Raw genomic sequence first — 15,106 nt, 5'->3', positions numbered from 1 at the left:
GTCATGAAGGTGTCGTCCAAACGTCACCGATCAGGGTTCAGGAGTCCGATCTTTCGACATGGCTAGTTCGACCAACGCCATCCGGCGCAGCCGCCGCAACGCCGCCGGCGTGCCCAGTCCGTGGCAGATGTTCTTTTCGGGCTTCCTGAAGCACCCGGTGATGGTCGGTTCGATCATCCCGTCGTCCGACCGGCTGATCGCCAAGATGCTGGGTCCGGTCGACTGGGCGAACACCAAGCTGTTCGTCGAATACGGCCCGGGCGTCGGCACCTTCTGCCGCCCGATCCTGGAGAAGATGGCGCCCGACGCGATGCTGATCGCGATCGACACCAACCCGGACTTTATCCGCTACCTGGACCATACGATCACCGATCCGCGCTTCGTGGCGGTGCACGGGTCGGCCGCAGACGTCGAGCGGATCGTCGCCGAACACGGGCATGAAGCCGCCGATTACGTGTTGTCGGGCCTGCCCTTCTCCACCCTGCCCGACGGCGTTGGGCCGCAGATCGCCGCGGCGACGCAGCGCGTGCTGCGCACCGGGGGGGCATTCCTGGTCTATCAGTTCAGCCCGAAGGTCCGCGACTTCATCGCGCCGCATTTCGAGCGGATCGACCACGACATGGAATGGTGGAACGTGCCGCCGGCGCAGCTGTACTGGGGCTGGAAGGACTGACGGTCGGCTTGCCACGCCGGGTGCGCGGCGGGGGTGCAGGTGCGACGGGGTGGCCGCGGTTGCGTGCGTCGCGCTAGGCTCCGGTCTTCGCCGGAGCACGGTAGTGGTCGTGGCGGTGCGGAGGCTTCCCCGATGGCCACGGTGTTCCGGCGCAGGCCGGAACCTAAGTTAGTGACGAACTGACCGGGTTTGCCCGCGTCCGCCTCGGCTCCGGCACGCGGTCGCGGCTCAGTCGTGGCGCGCGAGGCCGCGTGCCAGCATCGCGGCGATCGTGTCGGCGATCGCGGCGGGGTCTTCCTCGGCGGACCAGATGCCGTAGCGCAGCCCCAGGAACACGTTCATCCCCATGATCGCCCAGGCGTGCACCTCGCCCGCATCGGCGATCACCTCGCCGCGGTCGGCGGCGCGGCGCAGGCGGGCGGCGATGCGGTCGGCGGTGGTGGCATAGTGGCGGCGGAAGCTGTCGGGGTCGACGAATTCGGATTCGTCGATGATCCGGTAGATTTCCTTGTGTGCGCGCGCGAATTCCAGAAAGCCGAGCAGCCCGGCGCGCTCCGCCGCGATCTGGTCCGGCGCGGCGCCGATCGCGGGGGCGACATGATCGCGCACGCGGTTCGACATGTCCGCCACCAACGCGCGGAACACCGCGTCCTTGCTGTCGAACCAGGTATAGAAACTGCCCAGCGCCACGCCCGCGCGGCGGGTAATCCCGCTGATCGAGGCGTCGTGGAAGCCGCGTTCGCCGAATTCCGCCGCCGCCGCATCGAGGATCGCGCGCTGCGTCCGCCGCCCGCGCTCGGTCCGCGGCACCTTGTCGCCGCTATCCGCGTCCGTCGCGGCCCGTTGATCGACCATCCGCACCCCTCCCGATCCGGCGTCCTTCACGATCGCATCATGAAAGTTGAAAGCCGGTTCAAGTTTCAGTATAGCGCGATCGACGCGCCGACAACCCGCCAGAGGGATCGGCCAACAAAGGGGAGGAAGGCGATGCGCCGCACCACGACGACCGTTCGATCGATCCTGCTGCTGGGCAGCGCGCTGGCCGCGATACCCGCCGCCGCGCAAGGCACGCCGCCGACCGCCGAGACCGCACCCACGCCGCAAACCGCCACCGCCGCCAGCGAGGAGACGGGCGAGAACATCGTCGTCACCGCGCGCCGCCGCGAGGAAAGCGTGATCGACGTGCCGATCGCGATGTCGGTGGTGTCGGGCGACCTGCTGGAGAAGCAGGGCGCGGTGGATATCACCGCCTTGCAGGACAAGACGCCGAACCTGACGCTGCAGATCGCGCGCGGCTCCAACTCCACGCTGATCGCGTTCAGCCGCGGCGTGGGCCAGCAGGACCCGTTGTGGGGATTCGAGCCGGGCGTGGGCCTGTACATCGACGACGTCTATGTCGCGCGGCCGCAGGGCGCGGTGCTCGACATCTTCGACGTGGAGCGGGTGGAGGTGCTGCGCGGGCCGCAGGGCACCCTGTACGGCCGCAACACGATCGGCGGGGCGATCAAATACGTCACCAAGCGGCTGGGCCACGACGTGTCGGGCATGGTGCGCGGGTCGTACGGTTCGTACAACCAGTTCGACCTGGTCGGGCAGATCGCGCTGCCGATCACCGACACGCTGTCGATCGGCGCGGCGGTGGCGCGGTACAAGCGCGACGGGTTCGGCACCAACCTGACCACCGGCGCGGACCAGTATGACAAGGACGTCATCGCCGCGCGCGTGTCCGCGGAATGGGCGCCCACCGACGCGATCTTCGTCCGGCTGGCGGGCGACCGCACGCTCGACAAGTCCAACCCGCGCCACGGCACCCGGCTGGTCGGCAACGGCGGCGATCCGCGCTACGCGCCGACGGCCAGCGTGTACGACACGCGCGCCGGGATCGGCGACAGCAACCGCGTGCTGGCGCAGGGCCTGTCGCTGACCGGCGAATTCGGCCTGTCCGACACGCTGACGTTCAAGACGATCAGCGCGTATCGCGACGGCAAGACGAACACGGTGATCGACTTCGACAACACCGCGCTGCCGACGCTGGACGTACCCGCCTATTACGAGGACTGGCAGTTCACGCAGGAACTGCAGCTGCTGTACCAGGGCAGCAGAGTGCAGGGCGTGTTCGGCCTCTATTACCTCGACGCGCGCGCGTCGGGGGCGTTCGACACGGTCGTCGGGCTGCTCAACGCCACCACGCTGACGTCGGGGTCGGTCAAGACGAAGAGCTATGCCGCGTTCGGGGACTTCAGCGTCGACGTGACCGACCAGCTGAAGGTGTCGGCCGGGCTGCGCTATACCAAGGACGACAAGACCGGCACCGTCTTCCGCCGCAACTACACCGGCATCCGTTCGCCGCGGTTCGGCAATGCCGCCGCGGTGCCCGGGCTGATCCGCACCGATTACACCAACGACCGCAGCTTCGACCAGGTCACGCCGCGCATCTCGATCAGCTACGAGCCGCGCCGCGACCTCAACCTCTATGCCTCATGGGGCAAGGGGTTCAAATCGGGCGGGTTCGACATGCGCGGCGACGCGGTGTTCACCCCCACCACGGTCAACGGATACGATCCGGAGAAGATCAGCAGCTACGAACTGGGGATGAAGGGCGCGTTCCTGGACCGCACGCTGTTCCTGAACCTGGCGGGCTATTATTCGCGCTACACCGACCAGCAGGTGACGATCCAGGTGCCGAACGTGGCCGGCGGCATCGCCAGCTTCGTCGACAATGCCGGCAAGGCGGATATCTACGGCGTCGAGATCGAGGCGCGGGCGGTGCCGTCGCGCTGGTTCTCGGCGCAGGCGTCGTTCGGGTACACCCATGCCAAGTATCTGGAATTCCTGACCTTCATCAACGGCGGGACGACCCCGGTGGACGTCGCGGGCCAGCGCGTGTTCCAGAACACGCCGCGCTTCACCGCCGCGGCATCGTTCACCGCCTCCGCCGATCTGGCGGGCGGCACGATCTCGATCACGCCGGAAGTGACGCTGCGCAGCGACTATACTTTGTTCGAGATCCCGACCCCGGCGCTGGACCAGGACGGCTATGCGCTGGTCAACGCATCGGCCAACTGGATTTCGGGCGACGGGCATTATCGCGTCGCGATGAACCTCAGGAACATCGCCGACCAAAGGTACCGTGTCGGCGGATACAATTTCCCGGGCGCGGTGTTCGGCAATTCGATCATCGGCTATTACGGCCCGCCGCGCACCGCGACCGCGACGTTCGAGGTGCGGTTCTGATCGTGACACCCCCTGCCACCTTCGTCACCCCGGCGCAGGCCGGGGTCTCCCTGCGGATCGCGCGGCGTCCGGCCGGGGGGAGATCCCGGCCTTCGCTGGGATGACGTCGATGGTGGCAACCGCCCGAACCCCCACCCGCCCCGGCGTGACGCTGGCGATGCTGCTGCTGGTCTACAGCTTCAACTTCCTCGACCGGCAGATCCTGTCGATCCTGGCGCAGCCGGTGAAGGCCGACCTGGGCCTGACCGATGCGCAGCTGGGGATGCTGGGCGGGCTGGCGTTCGCGATCCTGTATTCCACGCTGGCGATCCCGCTGGCGCTGCTGGCCGATCGCACCAGCCGCACCTGGGTCATCACCGTCAGCCTGGCGGTGTGGAGCGGGTTCACCGCGCTGTGCGGCGCGGCGGGCAGCTTCACGCAGATGTTCCTGTTCCGGCTGGGCGTGGGCGTGGGCGAGGCGGGCGGGGTGGCGCCGTCCTATGCGTTGATCGCCGACACGTTCCGCCCCGAATGGCGCGCACGGGCGCTAGCGATCTACTCGCTGGGCATCCCGCTGGGCGCCGCCGCGGGCGTGCTGCTGGGCGGCTATATCGCCGCAGCGGTGGAATGGCGCACCGCCTTCTTCGCGGTGGGCATCGCGGGGCTGGGAATCGCCCCGGCGTTCCGCTGGCTGGTGCGCGATCCGCCGCGCGCCGCACCGGCCGCGGACCGCGAGCCGATCGGGCGGGTCTTCGCGATCCTGGCGGGCAAGCCGGCCTTCTGGCTGCTGGCGTTCGGCGCGGCGGCGGGGTCGATGTGCGGCTATGGCGTCGCCTTCTGGCTGCCCAGCCTGATGATGAGGAGCTTCGGGCTGACCCTGGTGGGGACCGGGCAGTTCATCGGCGCGCTGCTGCTGAGCGGCGGGGTGGCGGGGATCCTGCTGGGCGGTACGCTGGGCGACCGGCTGGGCGCGCGCGACCGGCGCTGGTACGCGCTGCTGCCCGCGCTCTGCTATGTCGCGGGCACGCCGTTGTTCATCGCGGGCGTGCTGTCGGGCAGCGCCATCGCCGCCTTCGCGCTGTTCGTGGTGCCGCAGGCGCTGGTGTACGTGTGGCTCGGCCCGGTGCTGACCGCGGTGCAGCATCTGGTGCCCGCGCACCTGCGCGCGACCGCATCGGCCAGCTTCCTGCTCATCAACAACCTGATCGGGCTGGGGCTGGGCAGCTGGGTGATCGGGCGGCTGTCGGATGCGCTGGTGCCGGCCTATGGCGACCAGTCGCTGCGCTATGCGATCGCGGCGGGGCTGTGCCTGTACCTGATCGCCGGCGCGCTGATGGCGCTGGCGAGCCGGCGGCTGGCGCGCGACTGGGTGGCGTGACGGGGCAGCCCTGCCCTTCGAGACGCCGTTTCGACAGGCTCGACGGCTCCTCAGGGCGAACGGTCATCCTCAGCGTTCGCGGGTCGCGGCGAAGCGGACCTTGGGATAGCGATCCTGGATGTAGCCGACTTCCCACGCGCTCTTGGCCAGGAACACCGGGTTGCCGTCGCGGTCCCTGGCCATCGCCGCGCGGTTGACGTCGGTGAAATCCTTGAGGTCGGCGGGATTGTCCGCCGACACCCAGCGCGCGGTGTCGAACGGCGCGGGTTCCAGCGCGGCGGCGACCTTGTACTCCGCCTCCAGCCGCGACAGCAGCACGTCGAGCTGGAGCTGCCCGACGACGCCGATCACCCAGTTGGAGCCGATTTCGGGGTAGAAGACCTGCGTCACCCCTTCCTCCGCCATGTCGTCCAGCGCCTTGCGCAGCTGCTTGGTCTTGGTGGGGTCCTTCAGCGCGACGCGGCGCAGGATTTCCGGCGCGAAATTGGGCAGGCCGGTGAAGCGCACGTCGGCCTTTTCCGACAGCGTGTCGCCGACCCGCAAGGTGCCGTGGTTGGGGATGCCGATGATGTCGCCGGGGAACGCCTCGTCGGCGACCTCGCGGTTCTGCGCGAAGAACAGGATCGGCGAATGGACCGCGATCGGCTTGCCGTGGCCGGTCGGGGTCAGTTTCATGCCGCGCCGGAAAATGCCCGAACACAGCCGCATGAAGGCGATCCGGTCGCGGTGCTGCGGGTCCATGTTGGCCTGCACCTTGAAGACGAAGCCGGTCACTTCCTTCTCGTCCGGGGACACCGGCGCGGGTTCCGCCGGCTGCGGGCGCGGCGGGGGCGCGAAATCGGCGAGCGCGGCGATGAGGTCGGCGGGGCCGAAATCCTTGAGCGCCGACCCGAAATAGACCGGCGTCAGATCGCCGTGACGATAGGCCGCCGCGTCGAAGGCGGCATAGCCGGCCTGCGCCAGTTCGATCTCCTCAGCCACGTCGTCGGGCAGCGCGGGATCGGCCTCCACCTTCCCCTGGAAGGTACGGCTGTCGCCCTCCGGCCGGGTGATCTGCCGCGTCGCCAGGTTCAGGATGCCCTGGAACGTGCCGCCCATGCCGACCGGCCAGGTCATCGGGCAGACGTCGAGCGCCAGCATGTCGGCGATCTCGTCCAGCAGCTCGAACACCGGGCGGCCTTCGCGATCGACCTTGTTGACGAAGGTGATGATCGGGACGGAGCGCAGCCGGCACACCTCGAACAGCTTGCGCGTCTGCGGCTCGATCCCCTTGGCCGCGTCGATCACCATGATCGCCGAATCGACCGCGGTCAGCGTGCGATAGGTATCCTCGCTGAAATCCTCGTGCCCCGGCGTGTCGAGCAGGTTGAAGGTGATGCCGTCATGTTCGAACGTCATCACGCTGGACGTGACCGAAATGCCGCGCTGCTGTTCGATCTTCATCCAGTCCGACCGCGCGCGGCGGTTCTGGCCCCGCGCCTTCACCTCGCCCGCCAGATGGATCGCGCCGCCGAAATACAGCAGCTTTTCGGTCAGCGTCGTCTTGCCCGCGTCGGGGTGGGAAATGATCGCGAAGGTGCGGCGGGGGGAGGTCATGAACACGTCCGGGGAACAGGCGCGGCGCGGGGCCGCGGGAAACGGGAGCGCGCAAGGCCACGCGCGCGGCGTCGATAGCAGGGGTTGCACGGCATGCACAGGGGAGCGCGGTGATCGTCACGGTTGATCCGGGGCTTGCCCAACCGCTACGGCGGGGCGGGCCGATCGCGCGCGACCGGCAAGCAACGGATAGGCGAATGACCGATATCGACGAGCTGAAGACCCATCTGCTGACCGCGATCGAGGCGTCGGCCGCGCTCGACGCGCTGGAGGCGGTGCGCGTGGAGGCGCTGGGCAAGCAGGGACGCGTGACCCAGCTGCTCAAGACGATGGGCGCGATGTCGCCCGAGGAGCGGCAGGCCAACGGCCCCGCGATCCACGGCCTGCGCGAGGCGGTGACGAACGCCATCGCGGCGCGCAAGGCGGTGCTGGAGCAGATCTCGCTCGACGCGCAGCTGGCGGGCGAGGCGCTGGACATGACGCTGCCGGTCGATGTGCCCGCGCCGGGGACCGTCCACCCCGTCAGCCAGGTGATGGACGAGCTGGCGGAAATCTTCGCCGACCTGGGCTTCGCGGTGGCGACCGGGCCGGAGATCGAGGACGACTGGCACAATTTCGGCGCGCTCAACATCCCCGAGACGCATCCCGCGCGCGCGATGCAGGATACGTTTTATATCGCGCAGCCCGAGGATTCGGCCGACGCGCCGATGGTGCTGCGCACGCATACCTCGCCGGTGCAGATCCGCACGATGGTGGAGGTGGCCAGGCGTCATGCCGGTGCGGGCGCGCCGATCCGCATCATCGCGCCGGGGCGCGTCTATCGTTCCGACTGGGACGCCACGCACACCCCGATGTTCCACCAGGTCGAAGGGCTGGTGATCGACAAGGGGATCACGCTGGCGCACCTGAAATGGACGCTGGAGACGTTCCTGCGCGCGTTCTTCGAGCGCGACGACGTCGTGCTGCGGCTGCGCCCGAGCTATTTTCCGTTCACCGAGCCGTCCGCCGAGGTCGACGTCGGCTTTTCGATCGAGAAGGGCAAGCGCGTGATCGGCGGCGACGAAGGCTGGATGGAGGTGCTGGGCAGCGGGATGGTGCATCCGCGCGTCATCGCCGCCTGCGGGCTGGACCCGGCCGAATGGCAGGGCTTCGCGTTCGGATGCGGGATCGACCGGCTGGCGATGCTGAAATACGGCATCGACGATTTGCGCCCGGTGTTCGAGGCGGACGTGCGCTGGCTGAAGCATTACGGCTTTGCCGCGCTGGACGTGCCGACGCTGTCGGGCGGCGTGGGGACGGCGGCCTGAGATGGCGGCCTAGCTACCACGTCATCCCGGCGAAGGCCGGGATCTCCCGCGGGGGAACGATCCGCCCGCCCCGAAAAGGCCCCAGCCTGCGCTGGGGCGACGGAAGAAGAAGAACATGAAATTCACGCTTTCCTGGCTCAAGGACCATCTCGACACCGATGCGCCGCTGGACGCGATCCTCGATGCGCTGACGCGCGTCGGGCTGGAGGTGGAGGGGGTGGAGAATCCCGCCGCGAAGCTGGACGGCTTCACCGTGGCGCGCGTGCTGACCGCGGAGCGCCACCCGCAGGCCGACAAGCTGCAGGTGCTGTCGGTCGATGCCGGGGACGGCCCGCTGCAGGTGGTGTGCGGTGCGCCCAATGCGCGCGCCGGGCTGGTCGGCGTGTTCGGCAGGCCGGGGGCGGCGGTGCCCGCCAACGGCATGGTCCTGAAGGTCGCGGCGATCCGCGGGGTCGAATCGAACGGGATGATGTGTTCCACGCGCGAGCTGGAACTGGGCGAGGATCACGACGGGATCATCGAACTGCCCGAGGACGCGCCGGTCGGCGCCGCCTTCGCCGATTATGCCGGGCTGAACGATCCCGTCATCGACGTGTCGGTGACGCCCAACCGCCAGGATTGCATGGGCGTGCGCGGGATCGCGCGCGATCTGGCGGCGGCGGGGCTGGGGACGCTGGTGCCGCTGACCGTGCCCGTGGTGGCGGGGAGCGGCGCCGGGCCGGACGTGCGGATCGAGGATGCGGCGGGCTGCCCGGCGTTCTACGCGCAGGGGGTGTCGGGGCTGACCAACGGCGCCGCGCCGGAATGGATGGCCAAACGGCTGCGTGCGATCGGGCAGAAGCCGATCAGCGCATTGGTCGACATCACCAATTACCTGACCGCCGATCTGGGTCGGCCGCTGCACGTCTATGACAGGGCGACGCTGTCGGGCGGGCTGGTGGCGCGCGCGGCACGGGAAGGCGAGACGGTCGAGGCGCTGAACGGCCGGACCTATACGCTGGCGGCGGGGATGACGGTGATCGCCGACGACGTGGCGGTGCACGATATCGGCGGGATCATGGGCGGCGCGCATTCGGGCGTGTCGGACGCGACCACCGACGTCATCATCGAATGCGCGTATTTCGATCCCGATGCGATCGCGCGGACGGGGCAGAAGCTGCAGCTGACCAGCGACGCGCGCCAGCGGTTCGAACGCGGGGTGGACCCGGCGTTCCTGGACGACGGGCTGGCGATCGCGACGTTCCTGGTGCTGGAATATTGCGGCGGCACCGCCAGCGGCGTGACGCGCGCGGGCGCGGCGCCGCTGGGCACGCGCCGCTATGCCTATGATCCGGCGCGCGCCGAGACGCTGGGCGGGCTGTCGATCGCGGCGGAACGGCAGCGCGAAATCCTCGAATCGCTGGGCTTTGCCGTATCCGGCGACTGGCAGGTGACGCCGCCGACGTGGCGCCGCGACATCGACGGTCCGGCCGACCTGGTCGAGGAAGTGATCCGCATCGAGGGGCTGGACAAGGTGCCGTCGGTGCCGCTGCCGCGCGTCGCCGGGGTGGCGCGCCCGACCGCGACGCCCGAACAGAAGCTGGAGCGCCGCATCCGCCGCGCCGCCGCCGCGCGCGGGCTGGACGAGGCGGTGACGTGGAGCTTCGTCCCCGAAAAGCATGCCGCACTGTTCGGCGGGGGCGCGTGGCGCGTCGCCAATCCGATCAGCGAGGAGTTGAAGGTGATGCGCCCGTCGCTGCTGATCGGCGTGCTGGCCGCGGCCGAGCGCAACCTGCGGCAGGGGGCGGAGGGCGTGCGGCTGTTCGAGCTGGGCCGCCGGTACCTGGACGAGGGCGGCGCCCCGCGCGAGCGGGCGACGCTGGGCATCGTGCTGGCGGGCGACCGCCGCCCGCGCGGCTGGCGCGAGGGCAAGGCCGCGCCGTTCGACGCCTATGACGCCAAGGCCGAGGCGCTGGCGCTGCTGGCCGCGTCGGGCGCGCCGGTCGACAATCTCCAGGTGATGGGCGAGGCGGGCGCGGCGTTCCACCCCGGCCGGTCGGGGACGCTGCGGCTGGGGCCGAAGACGGTGCTGGCGGCGTTCGGCGCCGTCCACCCGGCGGTGCTCAAGGCGTTCGACCTGTCCGGGCCGGTCGCGGCGGTGGAACTGTACCTCGACGCGATCCCGGCGAAGCGCGGCGCGGGCGGGTTCATGCGCGCGGCCTATACCCCGCCGGCGTTGCAGCCGGTGCGCCGCGACTTCGCCTTCCTGGTCCCCGCCGCGGTCACCGCCGAGGCGCTGACCCGCGCGGTGAAGGGCGCGGACAAGGCCGCGATCGTACGCGCGCGGGTGTTCGACGTGTTCACCGGCGCGGGCGTGCCCGACGGCCATGCCTCGGTCGCGGTCGAGACGGTGCTGCAACCGGGCGACAAGAGCTTCACCGACGCCGATCTGAAGGGAATCGCGGACAAGGTGATCGCCGCCGCCGCCAAGCTGGGGGCGCAGCTGCGTGGCTGAGCGGGGGACTGAGGGGGACTGGATCCGCATCGGCAACGGGACGCTGTCGGCGGCGATCAACCCGCATGGCGCGGAGCTGTCGTCGCTGACCGACGCGGACGGGCGCGAATTGATGACCGATGCCGATCCGCGCTTCTGGACCGGGCGCGCGCCGATCCTGTTCCCGGTGGTCGGGCGGCCGAGCGGCGAGACGATCCGCATCGACGGGCGCGCCTATCCGATGAAGCAGCACGGCTTCGCGCGGCACCGCGACTTCGCGGTGGTGGAAGCGGGCGCGACGCGCGCGGTGTTCGCGCTGGAGGACGACGCGGCGACGCGCGCGATCTATCCGTTCGCGTTCCGGCTGGAGGTGGCGTTCGAGGTGCGCGGCGCGACGCTGGCGGTGGAGGTGACGATCGCCAACCCGGCGGCGGACGCGACGCTGTACGCCAGTTTCGGGTTCCACCCCGCCTTCGCCTGGCCGCTGCCCTATGGCCGCGCGCGCGGCGACCATCGCATCACCTTCGCCGCGGACGAGCCGGGGCGGCTGAAGACGATCGCGGCGGACGGGACCATCGCGGCGCATGCGGTCGAATCGCCGCTCGACGGGCGCGTGCTGCATCTGAAGGACGCGCTGTTCGCGCATGACGCGCTGGTGTGGGCGCCGGTCGCGTCGCGGGCGGTGCGCTATGGCGCGGCGGACGGGCCGCAGCTGGACATCGCGTTCCCCGACACGCCGATGCTGGGCATCTGGACCAAGCCGGGCGCGGCCTATGTCTGTGTCGAGCCGTGGCACGGGATCGCCGACCCGGAGGGGTATGAGGGCGAGTTCCGCGACAAGCCGGGCGTGTTCGCGGTGGCGCCGGGGGCGGACAAGCGGATCGGGATGACGGTGACGCTGAGCGAGGGGTGAGCTGGACCGAGGGGTGGGGGGATGCCGTCACCCCGGCGGAGGCGGGACCTTTGCGAAACCCACGCCGTCATGCCGGACCTGTTCCGGCATCCACGTTTCCGCACAAAGGCAGGCGCCTGATATCGCGGCACGGTGGATGCCGGAACAAGTCCGGCATGACGAAGAGGGCCACGGAGGCCGGGCCACGAGCGTCGCCCCAGCGCAGGCTGGGGCCTTTGGCGAGGGGGCGTGCTGGCCGCGGGAGATCCCAGCTTTCGCTGGGATGACGTTCCGGGTTTGGGACCGCGACACGAAAAGGCCCGCGACTCGTCTGCCGAATCGCGGGCCTGTTCAGCCGTATCGCGGGCGCGGATCAGCCGTCGTAGTCGGCGCCGACGTTCTGGTTGCGCGGCGGGGCGACGGCGGTGAGGCGCAGCGCCTCGGCCGAGGCGGCCAGGCTGCCGATTTCGTCGGCCTCTTCCTCATCGTCGATCTGCACGCGCTGCAGGCTTTGCACCACGGCTTCCTGAAGGTCGCGCGGCTTGACCGTCTCCTCGGCGATCTCGCGCAGCGCGACGACCGGGTTCTTGTCACGATCGCGGTCGATCGTCAGTTCCGCACCGCCCGACACCTGCCGCGCGCGCTGCGCGGCCAGCAGGACCAGATCGAAACGGTTCGGGATCTTGTCGACGCAATCCTCGACAGTGACGCGCGCCATCCGCGTATCCTCTTGAAGGTAAGCTAAGGGAAGGGTCGGGCATCTAGAGACTTGCCCGCCATCCGTCAAGGAAAGCCCGCGCTTGCGGTGCGCGCGCGCACCCGCCATGCCCCGGCGCGATGGAGGATGCCACCGCCCAGCCGACCTTCGCGGTCGACGGCAACCGGCTGACGCTGCTCGATACCGGGCCGCGGCGGCTCGACGCGCTGCTGGCGCTGATCGACGGCGCGCGGCGGTCGCTGCGCATCCTCTACTACATCTATGCCGACGACGAATCGGGGCGGCGCGTCAATGCCGCGCTGGCGGCGGCGGCGCGGCGCGGGGTGACGGTGGCGCTGATCGTCGACGGATTCGGCAGCGCGGCGGACGAGGCGTTCTTCGCACCCGTCGAGGCCGCCGGGGTGAGCGTGTGCCGCTTCGCGCCGCGGCCGGGGCGCCGGTACCTGCTGCGCAACCACCAGAAACTGGCGCTGGCCGATGCCGAGGAGCCGGGCGCGGCGCGGATCATCATCGGCGGGTTCAATATCGAGGACGATTATTTCGGCACCCCCGCCGATCGCGCGTGGCGCGACCTGGGATTGCTGGTGGAGGGCGCGGCGGCGGCGCGGATCGCGGGCTATTTCGATGCGCTGGAGGACGGCATCCGCCACGGCGGGCGCATCCGCCGGTTGAACAGGGCGCTGGCGCGGTGGAGCGAGACGCGCGGCGCGCTGCGCTGGACGATCGGCGGGCCGACGCGGCGGCTGTCGCCATGGGCGCGCGCGATCCGCGACGACATGAAGCGCGCGACGCGGATCGACGTGATCGCGGGCTATTTCACCCCCTCCCCCACGATGCTGCGGCGGCTGGACCGCGCGGGCAAGCGCGCGGCAACGGTGCGCGTGGTCACCGCCGCGATGTCCGACAACAACGTCACGATCGCGGCGGCGCGCTTCACCTATGCCGGGCTGCTGAAGCGCGGGGTGCGGGTCTTCGAATATGCGCCGACCAAGCTGCACACCAAGCTGTACGTCGTCGACGATGCGGTGTGGGTGGGCAGCGCCAACTTCGACATGCGCAGCCTGTTCATCAACCTGGAGCTGATGCTGCGGATCGGGGATCGCGCGTTCGCCGACCATGTCCGCAGCTATGTCGACGCGGAGATCGCGCGGTCGAACGAGGTGACAGCCGAGGCATATAAGGCGGCGACGGGATGGTGGCAGCGCGCCAAGCAGTTCGTCGCCTATCTGCTGACCGCGGTGGCCGACCCGGCGATCTCGCGCGGGCTGAACTGGGGGATCGACGCGGAGGAATGAGGCACGCCGCTCAGCGCGGGCGGGTCCACAACAAGGGATCGCGGGGCGTGGCGGGGATGGCGTGGCGGCGGGTGGCCTGCGCCGCGGCGCGCGCGATCCAGGCGAGCTTGGCGGCCTTTCCGGTGGTGACGCGCCGGTCCCAGGCGTGCGCCCCGCGACGCGCGACGGTGCGCGCGATGTCCCCGTAGATGCCCGCCGCCGCCAGCACCGCCCAGGCCGAGCGCCACGACAGCGCGCGCGTGCCGACGCGTGCGCTGTCCTCATGCAGCGCGGCGCGGTCCGCCAGCCGCCGCGCCATCGCGACCAGCGCGTCGCGGTTGGCGGGTGCCATCACCGCATCGGCCGCCACCCCCGCCTGCGCCAGCCACGCCTGCGGCAAATAGCAGCGGCCGGCGCGCGCATCCTCGTCCAGGTCGCGGGCGATGTTCGCCAGCTGGAACGCCAGCCCCAGGTCGCACGCGCGGTCGAGCGTCGCGTCATCCTCCGGGGGCACACCCATGACGATCGCCATCATGCACCCGACCGCGCCCGCGACATGGTAGCAATAGCGGTAGAGGTCGTCCTCGCTCTCCGGGCGCCAGTCGTCGGCGTCGAGCTGGAACCCGTCGATCAGGTCGTGGACATAGGCCGGCGGCAGCCGCGTTTCGGCGGCGACGACGCCCAGCGCATCGAACGCCGGATCGCCGGTCGGCTGACCGGCGAGCGCCGCGACGCTCAATGCCCGGACCCGCGCGACGCGCGCCTGCGCATCGGTGACCGCGACCCGTTCGCCGCCATGGTCCTGCCCGTCGACCAGATCGTCGCACGCGCGGCACCAGGCGTAGAGCAGCCATGCGCGCTCGCGCACGTCGGGGGCGAACAGCGTCGAGGCGGCGGCGAAGCTCTTGGAGCCGCGCGCGATCGACACGCGCGCCGCCTCCACCAGCGCCGCGCGCTCCGCGATCACAGGTCGGACGCCGCCATGCGCACGATCGGCTGGGTCGGGACATGCGCCGCCATCCGGTCGAGCAGCGCGTCGAGCGTGTCGGCGACGATCAGCAGGTCGCGATGCTGCGCGCGCAGGAAGCCGACGTCGCCCATCTTGTGCCAGAAGGCGACGATATCGTCATAGTAGCCGCGCGCGTTGAGCAGCCCGACCGGATCGGCGTGATAGCCCAGCTGCGCCCAGCTGAGCGCCTCCCACAGCTCATCCATCGTGCCGGTACCGCCCGGCAGCGTGACGAAGCCGTCGGCCAGATCGGTGAACGCCTGCTTGCGCTGGTGCATGCCGGTGACGACGTGGAGTTCGGTGAGGCCGCGGTGCGCGACCTCCGCATCGACCAGCGCCTGCGGGATGACGCCGATCACCTCGCCCCCCGCGGCCAGCGCCGAATCGGCGATCGCGCCCATCAGCCCCAGCCGCCCGCCGCCATAGACGACGCCGACGCCGCGCCGCGCCAGCGTGTCGCCGACCTGTCGCGCCAGATCGAGGTAGAAGGGATCGGCGGGCGTGGCGGAGCCGCAATAGATGGCGAGGCGCTTCATCGCGCCGCGCTACTGCGTCGGGGGGCAAAGGGGAAGG

At 70.3% G+C, this 15,106-nt stretch carries 12 protein-coding genes; 7 read left to right on the top strand and 5 right to left on the bottom strand.

What is annotated here, in order from left to right:
* The first annotated feature begins 58 nt into the window (after nucleotides 1-58).
* On the top strand, nucleotides 59-673 hold the full coding sequence (locus COA07_RS12740) for a class I SAM-dependent methyltransferase (RefSeq protein ID WP_066709602.1): 615 nt from the start codon (nucleotides 59-61) through the stop codon (nucleotides 671-673).
* 228 nt (nucleotides 674-901) lie between these two features.
* Here the strand turns inward: COA07_RS12740 and COA07_RS12735 are convergent, their stop codons facing one another.
* Nucleotides 902-1,528: a TetR/AcrR family transcriptional regulator gene (locus COA07_RS12735; RefSeq protein ID WP_066709605.1), complete on the bottom strand. Its 627-nt coding sequence runs from the start codon at nucleotides 1,526-1,528 to the stop codon at nucleotides 902-904.
* 132 nt (nucleotides 1,529-1,660) lie between these two features.
* Here COA07_RS12735 and COA07_RS12730 point away from each other — a divergent pair, with 132 nt between their 5' ends.
* Together COA07_RS12730 and COA07_RS12725 are read left to right on the top strand one after the other, a co-directional pair.
* The gene (locus COA07_RS12730) at nucleotides 1,661-3,907 is read left to right on the top strand and encodes a TonB-dependent receptor (RefSeq protein WP_066709617.1); all 2,247 of its coding nucleotides are present in this window, start codon (nucleotides 1,661-1,663) and stop codon (nucleotides 3,905-3,907) included.
* A 109-nt stretch (nucleotides 3,908-4,016) separates the two neighbouring features.
* The gene (locus COA07_RS12725) at nucleotides 4,017-5,264 is read left to right on the top strand and encodes a spinster family MFS transporter (RefSeq protein ID WP_066709623.1); all 1,248 of its coding nucleotides are present in this window, start codon (nucleotides 4,017-4,019) and stop codon (nucleotides 5,262-5,264) included.
* A 69-nt stretch (nucleotides 5,265-5,333) separates the two neighbouring features.
* Here COA07_RS12725 and COA07_RS12720 read toward each other — a convergent pair whose 3' ends face one another.
* Nucleotides 5,334-6,860 (bottom strand): peptide chain release factor 3, encoded by a 1,527-nt coding sequence (locus COA07_RS12720; RefSeq protein WP_066709625.1) that lies wholly within the window; start codon nucleotides 6,858-6,860, stop codon nucleotides 5,334-5,336.
* A 197-nt stretch (nucleotides 6,861-7,057) separates the two neighbouring features.
* Here COA07_RS12720 and pheS point away from each other — a divergent pair, with 197 nt between their 5' ends.
* The 3 genes from pheS to COA07_RS12705 all read left to right on the top strand — a co-directional run bounded on the left by pheS (nucleotide 7,058) and on the right by COA07_RS12705 (nucleotide 11,553).
* Nucleotides 7,058-8,167, top strand: coding sequence for a phenylalanine--tRNA ligase subunit alpha (pheS, locus tag COA07_RS12715; RefSeq protein WP_066709619.1), 1,110 nt, complete (start codon nucleotides 7,058-7,060; stop codon nucleotides 8,165-8,167).
* A 115-nt stretch (nucleotides 8,168-8,282) separates the two neighbouring features.
* Nucleotides 8,283-10,661 carry a phenylalanine--tRNA ligase subunit beta gene (gene pheT, locus COA07_RS12710; RefSeq protein WP_096641138.1) on the top strand — a complete coding sequence of 793 codons (2,379 nt, stop codon included), beginning with the start codon at nucleotides 8,283-8,285 and terminating at the stop codon, nucleotides 10,659-10,661.
* Nucleotides 10,654-11,553, top strand: a complete 900-nt coding sequence (locus COA07_RS12705; RefSeq protein WP_066713434.1) for an aldose 1-epimerase family protein — start codon at nucleotides 10,654-10,656, stop codon at nucleotides 11,551-11,553. The genes pheT and COA07_RS12705 overlap by 8 nt, the downstream gene beginning before the upstream one ends.
* Nucleotides 11,554-11,905: 352 nt before the next feature.
* On the opposite strand, the gene rpoZ is transcribed toward COA07_RS12705, so the two are convergent.
* Nucleotides 11,906-12,250 carry a DNA-directed RNA polymerase subunit omega gene (gene rpoZ / locus COA07_RS12700; RefSeq protein ID WP_066713432.1) on the bottom strand — a complete coding sequence of 115 codons (345 nt, stop codon included), beginning with the start codon at nucleotides 12,248-12,250 and terminating at the stop codon, nucleotides 11,906-11,908.
* 119 nt (nucleotides 12,251-12,369) lie between these two features.
* Here rpoZ and COA07_RS12695 point away from each other — a divergent pair, with 119 nt between their 5' ends.
* A complete protein-coding gene (locus tag COA07_RS12695) occupies nucleotides 12,370-13,545 on the top strand; it encodes a phospholipase D-like domain-containing protein (RefSeq protein ID WP_096641136.1) in 1,176 nt (391 codons plus the stop codon).
* Between the two features lie 10 nt (nucleotides 13,546-13,555).
* Here the strand turns inward: COA07_RS12695 and COA07_RS12690 are convergent, their stop codons facing one another.
* The gene (locus COA07_RS12690) at nucleotides 13,556-14,491 is read right to left on the bottom strand and encodes a phytoene/squalene synthase family protein (protein ID WP_066712321.1); all 936 of its coding nucleotides are present in this window, start codon (nucleotides 14,489-14,491) and stop codon (nucleotides 13,556-13,558) included.
* The gene (locus COA07_RS12685; RefSeq protein ID WP_066712320.1) at nucleotides 14,488-15,069 is read right to left on the bottom strand and encodes an LOG family protein; all 582 of its coding nucleotides are present in this window, start codon (nucleotides 15,067-15,069) and stop codon (nucleotides 14,488-14,490) included. Before COA07_RS12685 ends, COA07_RS12690 begins: the two co-directional genes overlap by 4 nt.
* Nucleotides 15,070-15,106: the final 37 nt, after the last annotated feature.

It is taken from the genome of Sphingomonas adhaesiva, from assembly GCF_002374855.1.
GTDB classification, from domain to species: Bacteria; Pseudomonadota; Alphaproteobacteria; order Sphingomonadales; family Sphingomonadaceae; genus Sphingomonas; species Sphingomonas adhaesiva.
The sequence above is the reverse complement of the archived record's forward strand: the minus strand, read 5'-3'. Positions and strand labels throughout refer to the sequence as shown.